The sequence below is a fragment of the Pseudomonas sp. MWU13-2517 genome (genome assembly GCF_023242545.1).
Lineage (GTDB): Bacteria > Pseudomonadota > Gammaproteobacteria > Pseudomonadales > Pseudomonadaceae > Aquipseudomonas.
This window is the reverse complement of record NZ_JALMFA010000011.1, coordinates 94,110-113,823: the sequence shown is the minus strand read 5'-3', so window position 1 is coordinate 113,823 and position 19,714 is coordinate 94,110. Positions and strand designations below refer to the sequence as shown.

The following is a 19,714-nucleotide window of genomic DNA, read 5'->3' as shown; positions in this document are numbered from 1 at the left end:
TTCGCGTGCGTATTCAGCTGTGCATGTGCAAGGGACTTCATGAAGCAAAAGCGAACTCTCGGAACACCACGGTTGTTGGGCATTGTCTGGCCTTTTATCGCCGTCGTGCTGTTCCAGGCATTGTTGGGTTGCGTCAGTCTCTACGTGCTTTCAGCGGTGCGTGGCTATGTGGCTGGCGAAAGTCTATGGTCCAAGGGTCAGAAAGATGCCATCTATTACCTGACGCTCTACGCCGATAACCGCGACGAAGCGACTTATCTCAAGTACCAGCAAGCCATCGCCGTGCCACAGGGCGGCCACGAACTGCGCATTGCCCTTGACCGCCCCGTCCCGGACCTCACCGCAGCGCGCCTGGGCATTCTCAAGGGCGGCAACCACCCGGATGACGTTTCCAGCCTGATCTGGCTGTACCTCAACTTCCGCCATTTCAGCTATCTGGAAAAAGCCATCGAACTGTGGACCGTGGGCGACGGCTACCTGGTGCAACTGGATGAACTGGCGCAGTCGATGCACCAGGCGATCAGCGCGAATCAGGTCAGTGGCGACAACGTGCGCGACTGGAAGGCGCACATCATTGCTATCAACGACGGTGTGACCCCGGCAGCCAAGGCATTCAGCGATGCTTTGGGCGAAGGCTCACGCATGATTTTGCGGCTGTTGCTGATCACCAACCTGGCCACCGCTTTGGGCCTGATTGTTCTGGCGCTGTTGCGTACCCACAAGCTGCTGGCCCAGCGCCATGCCTTTGCCAATGCCCTGCAAGTCGAGAAGGAACGCGCGCAGATCACCCTGGAATCGATCGGCGACGGCGTGATCACGACCGATGTCGATGGCGCCATAGACTACATGAACCCCGCGGCGGAGGCGTTGACCCACTGGAAAAACGCGCAGGCCCAAGGCTTGCCGCTGGCGGCGCTGTTCAAACTGCTGGATGAAAGCGCCGAGCCTGACGGCTTTACCCTGATCGAGCGCATCATCAAGGGCCGGCTTGGTGGCGGCAGTGAACATTCCAAGCTGATCCAGCGCCTGGACGGCAGTACGGTATCGGTGACGTTGGTGGGGGCGCCGATCCGCAGCGCCGGCAAAGTCAGCGGCGCGGTGCTGGTACTGCACGACATGACCCAGGAGCGCCAGTACATCGCCAATCTGTCGTGGCAAGCGACCCATGATGCCTTGACCGGCCTGGCCAACCGTCGCGAGTTCGAGTACCGCCTGGAGCAGGTTCTGCAACAAGTGGGGCGCCAGCAAAGTGGGCGGCACGCGTTGATGTTCCTCGACCTGGACCAATTCAAACTGGTCAACGACACCTGTGGGCATGCGGCCGGCGACGAGCTGTTGCGTCATATCTGTGCGTTGCTGCAGTCGGACCTGCGTGAAGGTGACACCCTGGCGCGGCTGGGCGGCGACGAATTCGGCATTCTGCTGGAGAACTGCCCGGCACCGGTGGCCGAAAAGATCGCTGAAAGCCTGCGCCATACCGTGCAGAGCCTGCACTTTGTGTGGAAGGGGCGGCCGTTCATGACCACCGTCAGCATCGGCCTGGTGCATATCTCGCAAACCCCGACCACCCTGGAAACCTCGCTGCGGGCGGCAGATATGGCCTGCTACATGGCCAAGGAAAAGGGTCGCAACCGGGTGCAGGTCTACCATGCCGATGACTCGGAGTTGTCTGTGCGCTTCGGTGAGATGGCCTGGGTGCAGCGTCTGCACGTGGCGTTGGAAGAAGACCGTTTTTGCCTGTACTCCCAGGAGATTTCGCCGCTGGGCCATACCGACGCAGGCAGTGGGCACATCGAAATCCTGTTGCGGCTGCATGATGAAGGGGGGCGCATCATTTTGCCCGACAGCTTTATCCCGGCCGCTGAACGTTACGGCCTGATGACATCGCTGGACCGTTGGGTGGTCGAGAACGTGTTCAAGATCATCGCCGAATGCTTGCGTGAGCGTCCGGGCCGACCGATGGCCATGTGTGCGATCAATCTGTCAGGCATTACCATTGGTGATGATGATTTCCTGGGTTTCTTACGTGAGAAATTCGCGGCCTATAACATCCCGCCTGAAATGATATGTTTTGAAATAACAGAGACGAGTGCTATAGCCAATCTTGGCAGTGCGATACGTTTTATTAATGAACTCAAAGCGTTAGGTTGCCATTTCTCTCTTGATGATTTTTGCGCCGGAATGTCCTCATTCGCTTATCTTAAACATTTACCTGTAGACTTCCTGAAGATCGATGGAAGTTTCGTAAAGGATATGCTGGACGACCCGATTAACCGCGCCATGGTCGAAGTGATCAACCACATCGGCCACGTCATGGGTAAGCGCACAATTGCCGAGTTTGTTGAAACACCGCACATCGAACAGGCTTTACTTGAGATAGGTGTGGATTACGCTCAGGGCTACCTGATTGAACGCCCGCAATTGTTTACCTTTGATAGCTTGCAGTGTCGACCTGTGCGGCCGCAGCCTCTGTTATTCAAGGCGCCCGGCACATTCCGCTGAAACATTTGCTGGTCTGTACTATCACACTAAAAAAGGAGCCCTACAGTGATCGACACATTCAACAGAACCGGCCCGCTTATGGAAGCCTCAAGTTACCCCGCCTGGGCGCAACAATTGATCCAGGACTGTAGCGAGAGCAAGCGCCGAGTTGTCGAGCACGAACTGTACCAGCGCATGCGCGACAACGCGCTCAGCGCCAAGACCATGCGCCACTACCTGATTGGTGGTTGGCCGGTGGTTGAACAGTTTGCTTTGTACATGGCGCAGAACCTCACCAAGACCAAGTTTGCCCGCCATCCTGGGGAGGATATGGCGCGACGTTGGCTGATGCGCAACATTCGTGTGGAACTGAACCACGCTGACTATTGGGTGCATTGGGCCCGCGCCCATGGCGTGAGCCTGGAAGAGTTGCAAGCGCAGAACGTACCGCCGGAATTGCACGCCCTGAGCCATTGGTGCTGGCATACCAGTTCGGCCGACTCGCTGATCGTTGCAATCGCGGCGACCAACTATGCCATCGAAGGGGCGACTGGGGAGTGGTCCGCCGTGGTGTGTTCGACCGGTGTGTATGCCGCCGCCTTCCCCGAGGAAGACCGCAAGCGTGCAATGAAGTGGTTGAAGATGCACGCTCAGTACGATGACGCCCACCCTTGGGAGGCCCTGGAAATCATCTGCACGCTGGCCGGGATGAACCCGAGCAAGGCCTTGCAGGTCGAGTTGCGCCAGGCCATCTGCAAGAGCTACGACTACATGTACCTGTTTCTGGAAAGCTGCATGCAGTTGGAAAAAGACAAAGACAAGGTGCTCGCCGCCGTTCGCGAGCGTCCGGCACGCGTCGCCAGCGAGGCGTGATGTAAGCGTGATGGCGGGGGTTTTACCCCGCCATTGCCAAGCGGTTGCGGCCTTCGCGCTTGGCCACGTACAAAGCGTTGTCGGCGCGGCGCAACAGGCTTTCGGCCGACTCGGCGGCCAGCAAAGTTGAGCAGCCGAGGCTCACCGTCAATTCGATACGCGTACCCTCCGCTCCATAATCCTGGGCCTGTACTGCCTGGCGCAGACGGTTGCCGACCATCGCCGCGGCATCCCGGCCGGTATTCGATAGCAGGATCAGAAACTCTTCCCCGCCAAACCGAAACACCATGTCCACGTTGCGCAACTGGCTTTTGATCGTCGCAGCCACGGCGCGCAGCACGCTGTCGCCGGTGGCATGACCATGGGTGTCGTTGATTCGCTTGAAGTGGTCAATGTCCAGCATCAGCAAGGACAACGGGTTCAGATGCCGCCTGGCCATGTCGATCTCCCTTTGCAGGGTCTGGTCCATGGCAATTCGGTTGCCGGTTTCGGTCAGCGGATCACGCAGGGCGCTGCGGGTGGCTACGCGGTAGAGCAGGGCGTTGCGCATCGGATAGAGCAGGGTGGCCAGCAGGGACTCGAGTTGATTCAGTTCTTCTTCCATGAACCGCTGGTTGCGCCGAAAGATCAGTTCGCCCAAGTGCTCGCCTTCGTGGCTCAAGCTGTAACTTACCGAATGATGGCCGCGATGGCCGAACTCCAGGCGCAGATCGCTGGTTTCGTGACGGTATTGTAGGGCGTCCATGGGGACCAGGCGTTGGGTTTCGCGAAAGAACAGGCCAAGAATACGTTCTGGTTCCAGGCTGCTCTGCAACTGTTGGTTCAGTTGCTGGCGAAGTTGGGCAAGGGTAGTAGGGCGCCGGGGAAGCAGAGACGGCTGACCAAATCCCAGACGTTGCAATTTGGCACTGTCGAAGTCAATTGTGTTGGTCTGGGTGGGTGTTTTCATAAATGGACGGCCTCTAAGCACTTAACTGTCTTACAGGCAGGATGAGAATGGCAAAGGCCAAGCGTCTTACTGTTCCTTCAGTTACGTAAAACATTGGAAACAGTTTAAACCGCTTTGGTCCGGGTTATAACCCCGGGGCACTGCCGCACGTCTTGTCATCGCTCAACCTGCTTGGCAGGAAATAGAGCCAGAAGCGTGCCAAGTTCATGGGGCGTTATAAAACACCCTATAAATCAATCAATTGCTCTTAGAGTTAAGAGCAATTGCTTTCTACCTGCGCCAGTTATTTGGCTGGCAGGTTAGACCAGAGTGGTGCGGTCGATCTGCTCAATCGACGTGACCCCGGTCAGGGTCATGGCCACGCGCATTTCCTTGGCGAAGATGTCCAGCAGGTTTTCCACACCGTGCTGGCCCTCGGCGGCCAGGGCGTAGGCGGTCGCGCGGCCCAACAGGCAGGCCTTGGCGCCCAGGGCGAGCATGCGCACCACGTCCAGCCCCGAGCGGATGCCGGAGTCCACCAGCACCGTGAGATCGTCGCCGACCGCGTCGGCAATCGGTGGCAAGGCCTTTGCCGTGGACAGCACGCCGTCCAACTGGCGCCCGCCGTGGTTGGAGACCACGATGCCGTCGGCCCCGAAGCTCACGGCGTCCTTGGCGTCCTGGGGATCGAGGATGCCTTTGATGATCATCGGGCCTTTCCAGAATTCACGGATCCACTCCAGGTCTTTCCAACTGATGGAGGGGTCGAAGTTGTTGGCCAGCCAGCCGATGTAGTCTTCCAGGTGGGTGGGTTTGCCCAGGTACTTGGAGATATTGCCCAGGTCGTGGGGACGGCCCAGCAACCCCACATCGAATGCCCATTGGGGCTTGGTGACGGCTTGCAGGATTCGCCGCTGTGCTGCGAACGGGCCGGACATGCCCGAGTGCGCATCGCGATAGCGCGCGCCGGGCGTCGGCATGTCCACGGTAAACACCAGTGTGGTAATCCCTGCAGCTTGCGCCCGCTCCAGCGCGTTGCGCATGAAGCCCCGGTCTTTGAGCACGTACAGCTGGAACCAGATCGCCTGCGCGCTTTGCGACGCCACTTCTTCAATCGGGCATACCGACACGGTCGACAGGCAGAACGGAATGCCCTTGTTCGCCGCTGCCTTGGCCGCCTGCACTTCGCCGCGCCGTGCGTACATGCCGGTAAGGCCCACTGGGCTGAGGATCACAGGCATGTCCAGGGTCTGGCCGAACAGTGTGGTCTGGAGGCTCAGGTTATCGACATTGCGCAGGATACGCTGGCGCAGGCTGATCTCGGCCAGGTCCGAACTGTTGGCGCGCATCGTGTGTTCGGCGTAAGCGCCGCCGTCGATATAGTCGAACAGGAAGCGCGGCAGCTTGCGCTTGGCGGCTGCGCGATAATCGGAGGCGGACGAGATGATCATTGAAGAGGGGCTCCACACAGGCAAGATGCGTCAGGATAGGCAATAATCTGGCATGATAAAAACAACTTTTATCGATTGTAGCCAGTCGCCAAAGGAATACTGATGAACCTGCGAGCTTTGCGTGCCTTTGTCGAAGTGGTGCGCCAGGGTGGCTTCTCCCAGGCTGCCGAGGTGGTGTCCCTGACCCAATCCACCGTGAGCAAGGCGGTCAAGACCCTGGAAGACGAACTGGGCACGCCGTTGCTTAACCGCTTGGGTCACCGTAATGAACTCACCGCTGCCGGCGAAATTGCCTACCGTCGCGCCCAAGTGCTGCTCGCCGAGAGTAACGATCTGGTGGCCGAGATCAATGACTTGCGTGGCCTCAAGCGCGGCCAGTTGCGTATTGGCTTGCCACCGGTGGGCTGCGGCGTATTGTTCGCGGCCATGTTCGCGACCTACCGCACACGTTATCCGGACATCGAAATCGAACTCACCGAATACGGCAGTAAAAAACTGCGCGGCTGCCTGGAGGCCGGGGAGATTGACCTGGCGGCATTGCTGCTGCCCACGGACGAAGGTTTCGACTACCAACCTGTGCGTAATGAGCCACTGATGGCCGTTTTACCCATGGACCACCCGCTGGCCCGGCGCAAGCGCATCGATTTCACCGACCTGGCCGATGCGCCGTTCATTCTGTTCGAAGCCGGCTTTGCCCTGAACGCCAAGATCCTCGCCGCCTGCGAGCGCAAGGGCGTGACACCCAAGGTCACGGCCCGCAGCGGGCAGATCGACTTTATCGTTGATCTGGTCTCGGCGGGGCTGGGCGTCGCTTTCCTGCCGCGGATGCTGGCGCACAAGCATCAATCCACCGGCATAGCCCTGATCCCCCTGGACGAACCCCACACCGACTGGCACATCGCGCTGGCCTGGCGCGCCAGCGCCCACCTGCCGCCAGCCGCACGTGCCTGGCTGGATTTGGCCAGGGAAATGGCCAGCCCGGAGTAGGGCGCCTGCTGATTATCCGGACTAATTCGAACAAATACGCTTGCATGCTTGACTTCTTCTTTTTAATCAGTAACATACGGCGAATTCCGCGATAGCTCAGTTGGTAGAGCAAATGACTGTTAATCATTGGGTCCCTGGTTCGAGTCCAGGTCGTGGAGCCAGACAAGGTTCCAGAGAAGGCTTTCAAAATCTCTGAAACCCCCGAAAAACCCGCCTTATGGCGGGTTTTTTCGTTTTGGCGTTCTGTCGGATTCCGGTAAGTACCAGCCATTTTAAGGGTAGTGTTTGGGATAAAGATCAGTTCGATAAAAGGGAGTACCCTTATGTCGCGCACCACTGCTCCACTCTCCGACGCCGCTTGCCGTTCGGCCAAGCCCACAGACCGCTCCTACAAGCTTTTCGACGGCGACGGCCTTTACCTTCTAGTCCAACCCAATGGCCGCAAAGGGTGGCGTCTCAGATACGTCAAACCTGATGGCCGGGAAGGACTGACCTCATTCGGCAACTACCCCATCGTTGGCCTCGCGAATGCGCGCCGCAAGCGCTTGGAGGTCAAGCGAATGCTGGCGGATGGCATTGACCCTATAGAAGCCAAGAACCAAGCCAAGACGGATGCTCTGATCAAAGGCCGCACCTTTGAAAGCGTTGCCCTCGGCTGGCACACGGAAATGTCAGCCAAGTGGGCACCGGACTATTCCAAGACAGTGATGAGTCGCCTCAAAACTCACCTCTTCCCGCTGATCGGCACCCGCGCCATTGTCGACCTTGATACCCACGACCTTATGCGGCCCCTGGACGCGATTAAGAAGCGCGGAACGATAGACATTGCTTTAAGGGTACAAAACTACCTGCAGAGCATCATGCGCGAGGCAAAGCGCCTCCGGCTTATCACCGTAAACCCTGCTTACGACCTCGTAGGCTCGATCAAGGCCCCGCGGGTCGTCTACCGCCCCGCCTTATCCTTATCGCGCTTACCTGAGTTGCAGGAACGGATCGACACCTATAAAGGCCGCGCACTTACCCGGCTGACGGTCTTGCTGTCGCTGCACGTGTTTGTCCGCTCCAGCGAGCTGCGCTTCGCCCGCTGGAGCGAGTTCGACCTCAAACGTGGCGTCTGGGAAATACCCGACACGCGACCAGCGTTGGAAGGCGTACCCTTTTCCACAAGAGGTACGAAGATGGCCGGGGACATCCATCTTGTACCCTTATCGCCGCAAGCGATCGCCCTGCTCGAGCAGATCCACGCAATCACAGGCAAATTTGACTTGGTGTTCGCAGGCGATACCAAGTCTTGGAAACCAATGTCCGAAAACACGGTGACAGCGCGCTTCGGAAGATGGGGTACGACACCAAATCCGAGATCTGTGGGCATGGGTTTCGTTCGATGGCCTACAGCGCACTGATCGAGTCAGGTTTGTGGACGGACACAGCCATCGAGCGGCAGATGAGCCACAAGGAACGCAACAACGTCCGCGCAGCTTACATCCACAAGGCCGAGTTCATCGAGGAGCGCAGGCTGATCATGAACTGGTGGAGTCGCTACCTTGAGACTAATCAGCAGAAGCATGTCAGCCCACGCGAATTCGCCAATCAGACGGGTGCGAATGTCACTCGCCTAAAAGCAAAACGTGGCGCAACTGAGTAAGCGCTCGGTCCTCATATCTCAGTGATCCGCTTGTCCACGCGGGTCCATCCAAACAGGGCTGCAAAGCCGCCCTGTTTGGATGGACCTCACTTAAAAAATCTAAAGCCCACACAATTGTCTGTGGAAAACCACTGATTTCCACCGGTGGATAATTTCATCCACAGTCGCAGAACTCCCGAAAATTCGAGCCTTGACCCGAATTATCCACAGGCGTAGAAAAGATCGGGCAAAACGCTGTCGTTGACAGCAACCCAGGTAGCCAGAACCTTTAAGGCTACGCCACACCGTGGTGGTTCTCCCAAAGTGCGATTAGCGTCCGGCGGCTAGCACGGTCACAGCAATGTGATGGATGCCTACTTTTACCAATGTGCCCACTGCAGCAACTCATCCCCTTTCATAGCGGGCCTGCAGCAACCTATCCGCTTGGCCATTTCCTTGCACCAACCTGCGCCCGTCTCTTTCCCCCGGAAAGAGACGGGCGCTCCTACCGCTGCTGCAGCCCAACTCGTACAAGGCTTTGCGGCATTCCCCTTCGTGACAATCGGCGTGACAAACACCGAAGTCACCAGCAACAGCGATGCAGATGATGGTGCCGCAGCCCATGGGATGGACTGCACCTGACTGACAGTCAGGCACGCCCCAGTCATCGCATTACTGCCTTCACCCGACTCAGGATCTCGCGGCATTGGTCTCGTCAGCCAGTGCAGCCTCTACCCGCCCACTTCTTTGGAGGTGTTCAGGAGGCCAGATCATGAGATGCCCAAGCTCCCGGTCGTAAAGAGCCGCCAGTCCCGCGTGGACAACCCTCGCAGGTTGCAGGGGCCTTTATCCCTGATAACACTCAGCATTCTTGGCGGGATGACGTGAGGAAGGTTTTAAATGTTTTGGCTTCGAGAGGCGTTCGATCATGGTATTGGTAGGTAAACGGGATGGTCGGCAATTGAGCTATGCCGGGCCGCAAGTGTTATCGCCAGCGCAGGATTGACCCAGTTACCGAAACTTTACTGACCCAGGCTCCTACCTTGTGAACCATTACCAGTGCTGAATTTTTCCGATTGGTGCTGGAGCAGCGTGGCATCGGCCACTGGGTCAATTCGGCGTCAGCGCCAACATGCAGGCCCTACCAGTAAAGAGTGGGTGGGCGAGGAGGGGATAAAAGCATGCCGACTGGTCACGAGCCAGGTGAATCCTTCAATACTGAAACCCTCCGCTTATTTTCCTGCACCTGACGAAGTGATTGCCTTTCTGAGCCAAGGCATGAAGCCGCCACCTTCTATGAAAAGCCAATTGGGTGCAGAGCTTTGCTTGTATTCCTTGCGGACAAAATCAGCGCATTTGGCGCCTTGGGATGTGATGGCGAACATGAGAAGGGCGCCTGGGCTGAGGCCATCCGCCAAGGAGTTTTGAAGCGGGTAGCGGATCAAGCAATCCAGAAGTGGTTCAGTAAACGTTGTGGCTTGGCTCGCAACGCGAGCCAAGCTGCTCTAGTTAAAACGATATGCTTGTACCAGCGGCGTCATCGCCAGGATCCGGCTCTGGATCAGGAGGTGTCGAATCAGTGGTGCTGCAACCGGAAACAAGCAATAGTTCTTCTGCCGTTAGTTCTCTAATTATCAGTTCCATTGTGTGGATTCCATAATTGCCGAATGAAGTTGGTTTTTTTTGCGTCGGGACCATTAAAGGGTATGTCACATCGAATCAATTAATCCGCAGTGTCGGGCGGACAGTTGATAGTTAAATGTAAAAATGCTTCTGAATTGCGCAGTATTTGTTAAGGTTTCTTTGAAAAAGATCGGGTGCGCGTTTAGCGTTTGCAGTCAATTAATATCAAGCCGGTAGGGACACCCTCGGCGTTTTTTCTTTGCGTGTACAGTACCGCAAAAAATAACGCGGCTTTCCACATGATGAGCGGATTGGAATCCATTGGGATCAGTCGGGCATCCAGGTCTTGCTTTTTCATCTGATATTGCCATTGCTGAAAGTCCAGTGCGCTCGTTTCGGCGCTCAATGAGTAGAAGAGCACGCAATCCAGATCGCCTGGGATGACCGTCGAGTCCAGAAAACTTCCGCCTATCAGTATGATTTCAACGCCAATGTCAGCCATCTCCAACTCTGCTATAGCGGTTTTAAGTCGTGCGCAGAGCAAGCTCCTTTTAGGGTCTTTAGGCTCTTCAAAAAAACTTGAAAGGGACGTTATATAAGGTGTTGAATTGATTGGGTTGCAAGTGGATTTTTTGCCAATGAAGGCTGGGAAGTCCATGGTCTTGGCGTTGGCGTAATGCTGTGAAAAAAGCGAGTCCAAATCGGTGTTGGTCATTGTGGATTATCCAGTTTAATAAAGGTGGTTTCTGTGACGGGAAAAGCTGGCTTTATTTTAATTTGGCGGGGTTTCGGGAGTGGGCAATGTATTACGTGCCTGCAGAGGGGTGCAATTTCTTAAATTGGGGAGGCTAGAAAAATAGCCGATAAATAAAAGCTTCACGAGAACTTCGGTAAAGTGTCACACTTCGTTGATAGGGTGTTCTTTCTTGAGGGCGTAGGTGTTTCAAGTGTCGTTGTCGCAAGAATTGTTTGTGTATGAGGCACAGGGCCGGAAATGAAATGGATTTTGTCGTGGCAAAAGTAAAAGCACATTTTAGAAAGTCCCTGATTTATCCAGTTGGATCGGTGCTGACTGAGGAAACGGTTAAATCAGTGCTTAACGCTCAGGCTAGACTTGAGTTGTATAAGAATAAGCCATGGCCTGTTTTGCCCGGATCGGTATCGGTTGTGTTGGCGCGCGAAGGTAAATCGCGGTGCTTCCAACATCCGCTGTTCGAGCATTATGCAACGAATAATGCGTTGGAGCCCTTGAGCAATAGAACGCCTACTGAACAACAGTATGTTGAGGTGTTTTCATCAGCACTTGAAAAGTCTCTGGTCAATCTGAGGTATTCGACGATTTGTAAAATGTTGGAAGCCGCTGCCTGCGCACTCACAGGCACCATTGTGACAATCAGAGCGACGCGAGTGGGTGTCAGGCCTGATAAGCGTGGCTGCACAGTAGAGTTTGTTCAGGCATCTGATATACCAGCGGCACTTATGGCGCTTTGGAAGTATATGGCCGATTTACCGAGCAGTCGCCAAGACTTATTGGGTGCATCCGTTGCTGCCGTAGGGTTGATGAATTGTCATCCATTCTTGGATGGTAATGGGCGGTTGGCACGCGTGTTGTTCAATGCCCTGATGGGGCGTACATCGCAAAACTACATTCCCTTATATGACTTTTATAACTGTTCGCCCGGCGCTCATGTATTGCGTATCCGGCAGGCTGAGCTATTTGGTGAGTGGGATGATTGGGTGCGCTTCCATTGCGACATCATTGGCTTTATGGCCGGGCACTAGGTTTATTTCCTCAGAGGGAGTTGAGGCGCCCATCAGGGCAAATAACCAACGGGCGGGTCATGGAAGGCTCTTTCCGTCACCAAGGAGTTATCAAATGCGTGTACTGACGGAAAAAGAATTGGCGCTTGTATCGGGCGGCCAGACGACGGTTGAGCCTGTTACTGATTGGGACCCAGGAGAGTTTGAGTGGTTGGGATCAAATGGCGGTTACACAGGACCGACCTGGACTTCGGGTAATACCAGCGTCACCGTAGGCGGCTCTGCTTCGGGAGGCGAGCTGTCGGGGGGAGTAGGTGTAACTGTTAAGTACTAAGTTAAAAAGTGTGCCTTGATTGGCACACTTTCTATGAGTGACCGAATATGAAAAAGACCTTATTCGCCTTGGCGCTGTTGCTGTTTTACACCGTCGCTCATGCTGCTGACCCGGCCAGTGTGCTGGGCCACGCATTCGGTTCTTTGAGCTGTGTGGAGCAGGAGGATCCTGATGGCCGCAGTACCTGTGAAGCCAGGGCACTGTCAAATGGAAAGGGTTGCTATGGCTTGTCCAGCCAGACAATGCGGGATAAGTGTTTGGATGAGGCCTTGTACCCCGTGAGCAGCGGAGAAATTGCATCAAAAGTAAAAAAGACCACTCTGGTCAATCCGCTGCCGTCGCCGGAAAAGGCGTTCACCGTGCCACCGAAGCCGCTGCTGTCGGAAGACGAAATTAAAAGGCTCGAGCGATCATTTGGACTAAAGAATGTGCCGCAATAGCCTCACTCTATGCGTGGTCGCACTCTTGCTGTCGAACCCAGTGAGTGCTGTCGAGTTGCAGGACATACAAGCCAAACTGTATGCCCCGAGTTCTATTCCATTACGCGGTCTGGAAGCATCAAGAATAGACGCTAATACGCTGCTTTCCGCCGTTCTGGCCAGGGCCCAGTCCAAGAAGCCCGCGACGCAAGTCAGCCTTGCTGATTGCGCAGTCCTCAATGTGGAAAACACGGCGACCGCCTGCAAACTCATACTGCTCGGTAATCACTTGAATGATGGGCACTTCGCGGCTTATGCGCAGGTCCTGGCGTCCATGACTGCTGAACAGCGTCGCCGAGCCGAACAGTTTATTGCTCAGTTGGATGTCGATACGCTAAAACGTGTGGGCGATCGGCAAGCCGGCTTATTGAAGCGCACTCAAATAGTATTAAGTAGTGAAGAAAATGATTATCTCAAAAGCGCTACCGACCCTTTGCTTGAAATTGAAGTCAATGGCCACGCGGCAAAGGTCTTGTTTGATACGGGCGCGAGCGTGACAGTTATCAGCGAGTCTGATGCCCTCCGATATGGCGTTGAATTGATTAAGTTACCGGTGGAAATCAATAGTTATTACAGTCGGCAATCGGTGAATGCCCAGTACGGCTTGATCAGGGAGATTAACCTTTCGGGCATTGAACTCAGGAACGTTCTGGTTGTAGTGGGAGGGTCGCTCAGTTTGTTTGGTCTGGACCTGATGTCTGGTTTCGACAATGTCATTGTTGGAAGTGAGCATATCACACTGAACGTAACCCCGGCGGAAATAGAGGCACTTGAAAAACAGTGCGTGGGCAGCGTATTTCTAGGCAGCTCTTATTCACGACAGACTCAGTTTTTATATGTGCTCGCTAATGTGGACGGTCAACAAACCGCTGCTTCCCTTGATACCGGTAATTTTTACTACTTAAGTGGTGGCGAAGCCAAGGTCGGTTCAGCGGGGAATGATCAGCAAAGCAAAATAATGACCGATGTGAGTGGTACCTCTCCCCGAACCATCACCCAGACCACAATCAATCTGAACATTGGAGGGGGGGGGAAAGATATTTCCTATACGACACTGGCCGAGCAAAAGTACCTGACGCCCTATGTCTTGGGATGGCCAGCGTTTCAAGACTACGAATTGATATGGAATACACATGAGTCAAGAGCTTGCTACAAACAAAAAATCCCAGTTCAATAAGCGGCTGATGGCTGCCTGCTGTGCCCTGTTTCTTTCAGTCGCGCACGCGGCAAACATAGATGACGCGCGGGCGGCCTATAACCGTGATGACTATGCAAGTGCCTATTCTCTGGCTTCTACGCTAGCCAAGCAAGCTAACGATCCTGATGCTAGAAATATGCTCGCCGGATTGCTGTTCACGGGAAAGGGGCACAGCCGCGATGTCAACGCCGCCCTAAACTTATGGACTGACTTGGCCCAGCAAAACTATGCCGCTGCACAAGCGACTTTGGGTGCCTTGTATCTGGACGGACAGGCGATTGGCGCAGCTGACTATGTTAAGGCCAAGCATTATCTGGAACTTTCAGCAGCACATGAAGACCCGACCTCTATCTACAATTTAGGTTTTATGTATGAGTCCGGTCTGGGGGTAAGCAAGTCCATGCCCCAAGCCATTGAGTACTATAAAAAATCGGCACAACTAAATTATTCAAAAGCATTATTTCGTTTGGGCTCCTTGAGTGCTAACCACCTGATCGCGGACGCTAGCCCTGAGTCGGCTTGTCAATACTATGAAAAGGCAGCGAAAGCCGGTCTTGGTGAAGGCGCTTTTCTAACTGGTAAATGTTTCGCCACGGGTGTTGGCATGCCCAAAAACCTGCCCATGGCCACCCAGTGGTACACAGAGGCAGCGATGCTTGACGTGCCTCAGGCGCAAGCGAATCTTGGCTATATCTTCGAGAAAGGGCTTGGTCAGGCAGTCAATTTACCCGAAGCCTACAAGTGGTATTGGCTAGCCAGCGCACGGGTTCCCGAAGCTGGCAAGCGCCTGGAAGTTATTGAGAAACAAATGCCCACTCTCAGTGATGCTGCCGACGAGCAGACGAAAGCTGCATGGCGAAAGCAAATACAAATGTTCATCAACGATAACAATAACCGGCGCGGGCTAATGATCAATAAGTGAAAGCAACCATGAACGGATGCTGAGTAAAGCATCGGGCGTGCAGGGGTGTCAGGAGTGATTTGTGGGCGACAGGATATTTCGCAGGGCCGCGTCTGAAGCGCAGCGCGTCAAATGGCTGGGGGAGATTGTGCTGATCCGGCCGACATCCTTCACTTTTCTCATTATGTTCGCCTTGGGAATGCTGGTCTTGGTAAGCAGCTTTTTTATCTGGGGCTCTTACACCAAGCGCAGCACGGTGAGTGGTCAACTGGTTCCAGCCAACGGCCAGATAAAGGTCCGGACGCCGCAAACCGGAGTGGTGCTGCAAAAGTTTGTCGTCGAAGGGCAGTCCGTTGTCATGGGCGATCCTCTGCTGACTATTTCCAGTGAACGTTATGATGCCGGCGCCGACCCGGTGCAGGCACGCGTGAGTTATCAGCTCAAGCAACGCAGGGAGTCACTGGAGCAGGAACTCGATAAAACCCGGCAACTGCAACAAGCTGAGCGCGACAGTTTGACCAGTAAGGTGAGCACACTGCGTGATGAGCAAGTCAACCTGGCTGCGCAATTGGTCAGCCAGCGCGAGCGCGTGGCGCTGGCGGGGGATGCGTCGAATCGCTATCAGGGATTGATGCAAAAGGGCTATATCTCTATGGACCAGTTCCAGCAGCGGCAAGCCGAGCTTTTGGGACAGCGTCAAGCCCTACAGGGCCTGGATCGCGAGCGCAGTTCAATCACCCAACAACTCACCGAGCGCAACAACGAGTTGGCGGGGCTTGAAACACGCCAAGCCAATGCACTGGCGCCGATACATCGACAACTGTCGGGTATCGAACAAGAGCTGGCAGAGAGTGAAGCCAAGCGTACGGTATTGATCACCGCTCCAGGAAACGGTGTGGCAACGGCAGTTCTGACGGAAGTCGGCCAGACAGTGGACCCGTCGCGTACGTTGTTGAGCATCATGCCCCGTGACGCCCAACTGCAGGCTGAGCTCTACGCCCCGAGCAAAGCGGTGGGGTTTATCAGGCCGGGGGACGCCGTGCTGATCCGCTATCAGGCCTATCCCTATCAGAAGTTTGGCCAATATCACGCTCAAGTGGTGTCTATTTCGCGCACTGCCGTGCCCTCTGCGGATCTTGCCATTATGACGGGTGAGGTACCGGGGCTTTCGCGCAACGGCGAACAGCTCTACCGCTTGCGTGTACAACTCGACGAGCAGACCGTTATGGCCTATGGCAAGCCTCAGTTGCTCCAAAGCGGAATGCTGTTGGATGCCGACATCCTGCAGGAAAGCCGCCGCCTTTATGAATGGGTGCTGGAGCCTCTCTACAGCCTCACCGGCAAATTCTAGGAACCCCTCCCATGACTTTTCTTGACGCCATAGCCTTGCGTCCCGGGCGTCGTCTGCCCGTGGTATTGCAGACCGAAGCGACTGAATGCGGCCTGGCTTGCCTGGCGATGATTGCCGGATACCACGGGCATCGGGTCGATATGCTGGATTTGCGCCGCCGTTGCAGCGTCTCCCTCAAAGGTATTGCCCTCAAACAACTGATCAACAGTGCTCAGCAACTGCAACTGGGTGCTCGTGCTGTCACGTTGGATGTGGACGGCCTCGGCCAGCTCAAGCTGCCTTGTATCCTGCACTGGAACTTCAACCACTTTGTCGTACTCAAGTCCGTCGATCGGCAAGGCGTGGTTGTACATGATCCTGCGCGAGGGTTGCGCCGGATCAATCATGAAGGTTTATCTCAAAGCTTCACCGGCGTAGCACTGGAGTTGTGGCCGGACAGCGGTTTCGAGCTGCAAGAAGACAAACCAAGAATCAAACTCCTGAACATGATGGGGCGTATTAGCGGGCTGTATCGCTCGTTGGTGCAAGTACTGCTGCTGGCACTGACGCTCGAGGTCTTTTCCCTGATCACCCCGTTCTTGCTTCAGTGGACGATCGACAACGTCATTATCAGCGCCGACCACGATCTGCTCAGTACACTGGTACTGGGCTTTACCTTGTTATTGTTGATGCAACAAGCGGTCAGCGGCGTGCGTGCCTGGGTCATGATGCATTTGAGTACGCTGCTTTCCGTGCAGTGGCGTGCGAATGTCTTCAGCCACTTGTTACGGTTGCCCAGCCAATACTTTGAGAAGCGCTACTTGGGAGATGTGGTGTCGCGTTTCGGCGCCGTAGACACTATTCAGCAGACGCTGACGGCGGCGTTCCTATCGGCGATTCTCGACGGTCTTATGTCCGTCGCGACCCTTGCAATGATGCTGCTCTACAGTCCGGCCCTGGCCGCTATTGCGATCGCCACTATGCTGCTGTATGCCGTTGGACGCTGCCTTTGGTATCGACCGCTGCGCAATGCGACCGAAGAGCAAATCATCCATGCCGCACGCCAGCAAAGCCATTTTCTGGAAACGGTGCGTGGCATTCGCCCCTTGAAACTGTTTCAGCGCCAGGAAGAGCGTCGGTCAGCCTGGCTTGGTTTGTTGGTGGAGCAGATCAACGCTGGATTGCGCACGCAAAAGCTGCGGTTGCTCTATCAACAATTGAATGGGTTGCTGTTTGGCATTGAGAACTTGTTGGTGATCTGGTTTGGCGCAAGCATGGTGATGGATGGCCAGTTCAGCGTCGGGCTGTTGATCGCGTTTATCGCCTATAAAACGCAGTTTGATACCCGAGTAGGTAACTTGATAGACAAGTTTTTCGAGCTGCGTATGTTGCAACTGCAGGGCGAACGGCTGGCAGATATTGTTCTGCACCCACCGGAAGCAACCGCTTCCAGTGTCGACCTGCAGACACTCATGGATTGTGATGCGAGTATTGAAATCCAGGGATTGCACTACCGTTATGCCGAGCAGGAGCCCTGGGTGCTTGACAACCTCGACCTGCACATTGCTGCGGGTGAATCGGTGGCTATCGTTGGTCCGTCGGGTTGCGGCAAAAGCACGCTGATGAACGTCATGCTCGGTATCCTGCCGGCCACTCGGGGGCAGATTCGTATCGCCGGTATCGAATTGACGCAACTGGGCCTGGATGGTTTGCGGCAACTGGTAGGTACTGTGACGCAGGACGATGTGCTGTTTGCGGGATCTTTGCGCGATAACATCAGTTTCTTCGACCTCAACGTGGATCAGTCCTGGTTGATCGAATGTGCCCGGATCGCGTCGATTCATAGTGATATCCAAGCCATGCCGATGGGTTACAACACTTTGGTGGGAGACATGGGCACGGTGCTCTCCGGTGGGCAAAAGCAGCGCGTGCTGCTGGCCAGGGCCCTGTATAAGAAACCGCGAATACTCTTTCTGGACGAGGCCACCAGTCACTTGGATGTCGCGTGTGAACAGCGTGTGAATCAGGCCATTCAGGGGTTGCGAATTACGCGCATCATGGTTGCCCACCGCCCTGAAACCATCGCCTCTGCGGACCGTGTCATCCGGATTCTGGCCGGTAGGGTGGTACATGGCGATGCTGACGGACCAACGAATAGCGCACATACCGCGAACACTTCACCAGAGATGAAACAGGGCCAGGTATGAAGCAATTATCCTCGGTCTTGATGATGGCCTTGTTGTGTTGTTCACGTTCTGCATGGGCCTTTGAGCCAGACGTTTTTGACACTGCACGCAACGTTTCCCGGCAAGCGGTGTATGACGATGCACGTGGCGAGCTGTCGTGTAGTTTTGGCCGGTTACCTGAACGTTTGCCGTTAGAGCAGGTGGTCGAACGGATTTTGTGCCACGACCCACAGACGCGTATCAGTTGGGCCAACGCCAAGGCTCAGGCTGCCCAGGTTGGGCTCAGCCAGTCGGCGTATCTGCCGCGCCTGGATGGGCGCGTTGGCAGTAATCGCGGCAATGGTCGGGTTGACTACGATGAACCGGCCTTGCGTTCTGGTGAAGGGCACCGGCGGCGCGACAGCGCCAGTCTTGAGCTCAGTTGGGTGTTGGTGGACTTCGGTCGACGCGGGGCCGCCTTGCGCAATGCCCGCCAGTTGCTGGTGGCTGCCAACGCTACCCAGGACGCCATGTTGCAGCGTACTTTTGTTGAGGCGGCGCAGGCTTATTACGATGCCTTGTCAGCTCAGCGCAGCTTGGCCGCCTCGGTGCAGATCACCGAATTGGCGGCTCGCAATCTGGAAGCGGCGGATGCCAAATACAAATCCGGTGCGGCCGCACTTTCTGATCGCTTACAGGCGCAAACAGCGTTTTCCCAGGCTAATTTGCGCCAGATCCGCGACCATGGAGCATTGCATAACGCTTTGGGCGTGATTGCCTTGCGCATGGGGCTATCACCCCAAACGCCCCTGCAGTTGGCGGGTGACCTCACTCCACTGCCGGACACTCAGTTCGTGCAGGCGGTCGATGAGTTGTTGACCCAGGCGCGTCAGGATCACCCGTCAGTACTCGCCGCACACGCCAGGCTCAGAGCCGCTCAGGCGGCCGTTGATGAGCGACGCGCTGCCAACCTTCCGAGCCTGGCACTGACCGCCGACTTGACGTACGCGCGCAGTCAGCAATCGAAGATATTCAATGGCGATGAGCGTGAGCGGGACCGCAGTATCGGTTTGCAGTTGAGCATCCCGATCTTTGATGGTTTTGGCCGGACCTACCAGATTCGCCAAGCACAAGCCCGTGTCGACGCGGGCCGAGCGGAACTGGCGGAGGTCGAGCAAGAGGTCGCGCTAGACCTATGGGCCAGCTACCAGACGTTGAATATTGAAACCCAAAGTCTGCAGCGCACCAGCGAGCTGGTCGATCAATCACGCCAGTCGCTGGAGGTTGTCCAGGGCCGTTATCACTCTGGGGTGGGTAGCATGATCGAGTTGCTCAATGCCTTGACCGCGTATTCCGGTGCTGAGCAAGAGCATATTCAAACCCTCAGCCGCTGGCAGACATCACGCCTCAGGCTGGCGGCCAGCCTTGGTCGACTGGGATTCTGGGCGTTGTAATGCTCGCTGACTGGGTCACTTCGGTGTTGGTGCCCACAACGAGTCGCACGCATCAAAGAGGGGATTGCCAACAAGAGGTAAGCGTCTGTGCAATACACCTTGCGGAATGAAACTGACCTTCACTG

14 protein-coding genes, 1 tRNA gene and 1 pseudogene are annotated in these 19,714 nt (G+C 55.6%); 13 read left to right on the top strand and 3 right to left on the bottom strand.

Translation table 11 applies throughout. The features are described from left to right. Positions 1 to 39 precede the first annotated feature (39 nt). Both M5B97_RS17415 and M5B97_RS17410 read left to right on the top strand, forming a co-directional pair. Entirely contained in the window at positions 40 to 2,502 is a 2,463-nt protein-coding gene (locus M5B97_RS17415) for an EAL domain-containing protein (protein WP_248732145.1), read from the top strand. A gap of 45 nt (positions 2,503 to 2,547) precedes the next feature. After that, positions 2,548 to 3,354: an iron-containing redox enzyme family protein gene (locus M5B97_RS17410; protein WP_123717605.1), complete on the top strand. Its 807-nt coding sequence runs from the start codon at positions 2,548 to 2,550 to the stop codon at positions 3,352 to 3,354. Positions 3,355 to 3,376: 22 nt separating this feature from the next. Here M5B97_RS17410 and M5B97_RS17405 read toward each other — a convergent pair whose 3' ends face one another. Both M5B97_RS17405 and lldD read right to left on the bottom strand, forming a co-directional pair. Next, positions 3,377 to 4,303, bottom strand: coding sequence for a GGDEF domain-containing protein (locus tag M5B97_RS17405; protein WP_248732144.1), 927 nt, complete (start codon positions 4,301 to 4,303; stop codon positions 3,377 to 3,379). 299 nt (positions 4,304 to 4,602) lie between these two features. After that, positions 4,603 to 5,733 (bottom strand): FMN-dependent L-lactate dehydrogenase LldD, encoded by a 1,131-nt coding sequence (lldD, locus tag M5B97_RS17400; protein ID WP_123717607.1) that lies wholly within the window; start codon positions 5,731 to 5,733, stop codon positions 4,603 to 4,605. A gap of 102 nt (positions 5,734 to 5,835) precedes the next feature. Here lldD and M5B97_RS17395 point away from each other — a divergent pair, with 102 nt between their 5' ends. From M5B97_RS17395 to M5B97_RS17385, 3 genes and pseudogenes are all read left to right on the top strand, one after another. Next, positions 5,836 to 6,720 (top strand): LysR family transcriptional regulator, encoded by an 885-nt coding sequence (locus M5B97_RS17395; protein ID WP_123717608.1) that lies wholly within the window; start codon positions 5,836 to 5,838, stop codon positions 6,718 to 6,720. Positions 6,721 to 6,805: 85 nt separating this feature from the next. Further along, positions 6,806 to 6,881, top strand: a tRNA-Asn gene (locus M5B97_RS17390). A 162-nt stretch (positions 6,882 to 7,043) separates the two neighbouring features. Then, a pseudogene (locus M5B97_RS17385) lies at positions 7,044 to 8,365 on the top strand (integrase arm-type DNA-binding domain-containing protein). A 1,804-nt stretch (positions 8,366 to 10,169) separates the two neighbouring features. On the opposite strand, the gene M5B97_RS17380 reads toward M5B97_RS17385, so the two are convergent. Beyond that, positions 10,170 to 10,682, bottom strand: a complete 513-nt coding sequence (locus tag M5B97_RS17380; protein WP_248732143.1) for a hypothetical protein — start codon at positions 10,680 to 10,682, stop codon at positions 10,170 to 10,172. Positions 10,683 to 10,966: 284 nt separating this feature from the next. Here M5B97_RS17380 and M5B97_RS17375 point away from each other — a divergent pair, with 284 nt between their 5' ends. From M5B97_RS17375 to M5B97_RS17340, 8 genes are all read left to right on the top strand, one after another. Continuing rightward, the gene (locus M5B97_RS17375) at positions 10,967 to 11,749 is read left to right on the top strand and encodes a Fic family protein (RefSeq protein WP_248732142.1); all 783 of its coding nucleotides are present in this window, start codon (positions 10,967 to 10,969) and stop codon (positions 11,747 to 11,749) included. Positions 11,750 to 11,843: 94 nt separating this feature from the next. Continuing rightward, the gene (locus tag M5B97_RS17370) at positions 11,844 to 12,062 is read left to right on the top strand and encodes a bacteriocin (protein ID WP_248732141.1); all 219 of its coding nucleotides are present in this window, start codon (positions 11,844 to 11,846) and stop codon (positions 12,060 to 12,062) included. A 47-nt stretch (positions 12,063 to 12,109) separates the two neighbouring features. Beyond that, positions 12,110 to 12,502, top strand: a complete 393-nt coding sequence (locus M5B97_RS17365) for a hypothetical protein (RefSeq protein ID WP_248732140.1) — start codon at positions 12,110 to 12,112, stop codon at positions 12,500 to 12,502. Next, positions 12,489 to 13,718, top strand: a complete 1,230-nt coding sequence (locus M5B97_RS17360) for a retropepsin-like aspartic protease (RefSeq protein ID WP_248732139.1) — start codon at positions 12,489 to 12,491, stop codon at positions 13,716 to 13,718. Before M5B97_RS17365 ends, M5B97_RS17360 begins: the two co-directional genes overlap by 14 nt. Then, on the top strand, positions 13,675 to 14,661 hold the full coding sequence (locus M5B97_RS17355) for a tetratricopeptide repeat protein (protein WP_248732138.1): 987 nt from the start codon (positions 13,675 to 13,677) through the stop codon (positions 14,659 to 14,661). The genes M5B97_RS17360 and M5B97_RS17355 overlap by 44 nt, the downstream gene beginning before the upstream one ends. 73 nt (positions 14,662 to 14,734) lie before the next feature. Beyond that, positions 14,735 to 15,991 carry an HlyD family efflux transporter periplasmic adaptor subunit gene (locus M5B97_RS17350; RefSeq protein WP_248732220.1) on the top strand — a complete coding sequence of 419 codons (1,257 nt, stop codon included), beginning with the start codon at positions 14,735 to 14,737 and terminating at the stop codon, positions 15,989 to 15,991. A gap of 11 nt (positions 15,992 to 16,002) precedes the next feature. Continuing rightward, entirely contained in the window at positions 16,003 to 18,177 is a 2,175-nt protein-coding gene (locus M5B97_RS17345) for a peptidase domain-containing ABC transporter (protein ID WP_248732137.1), read from the top strand. Beyond that, positions 18,174 to 19,589: a TolC family protein gene (locus M5B97_RS17340; protein WP_248732136.1), complete on the top strand. Its 1,416-nt coding sequence runs from the start codon at positions 18,174 to 18,176 to the stop codon at positions 19,587 to 19,589. Before M5B97_RS17345 ends, M5B97_RS17340 begins: the two co-directional genes overlap by 4 nt. The last annotated feature ends 125 nt before the right edge of the window (positions 19,590 to 19,714 follow it).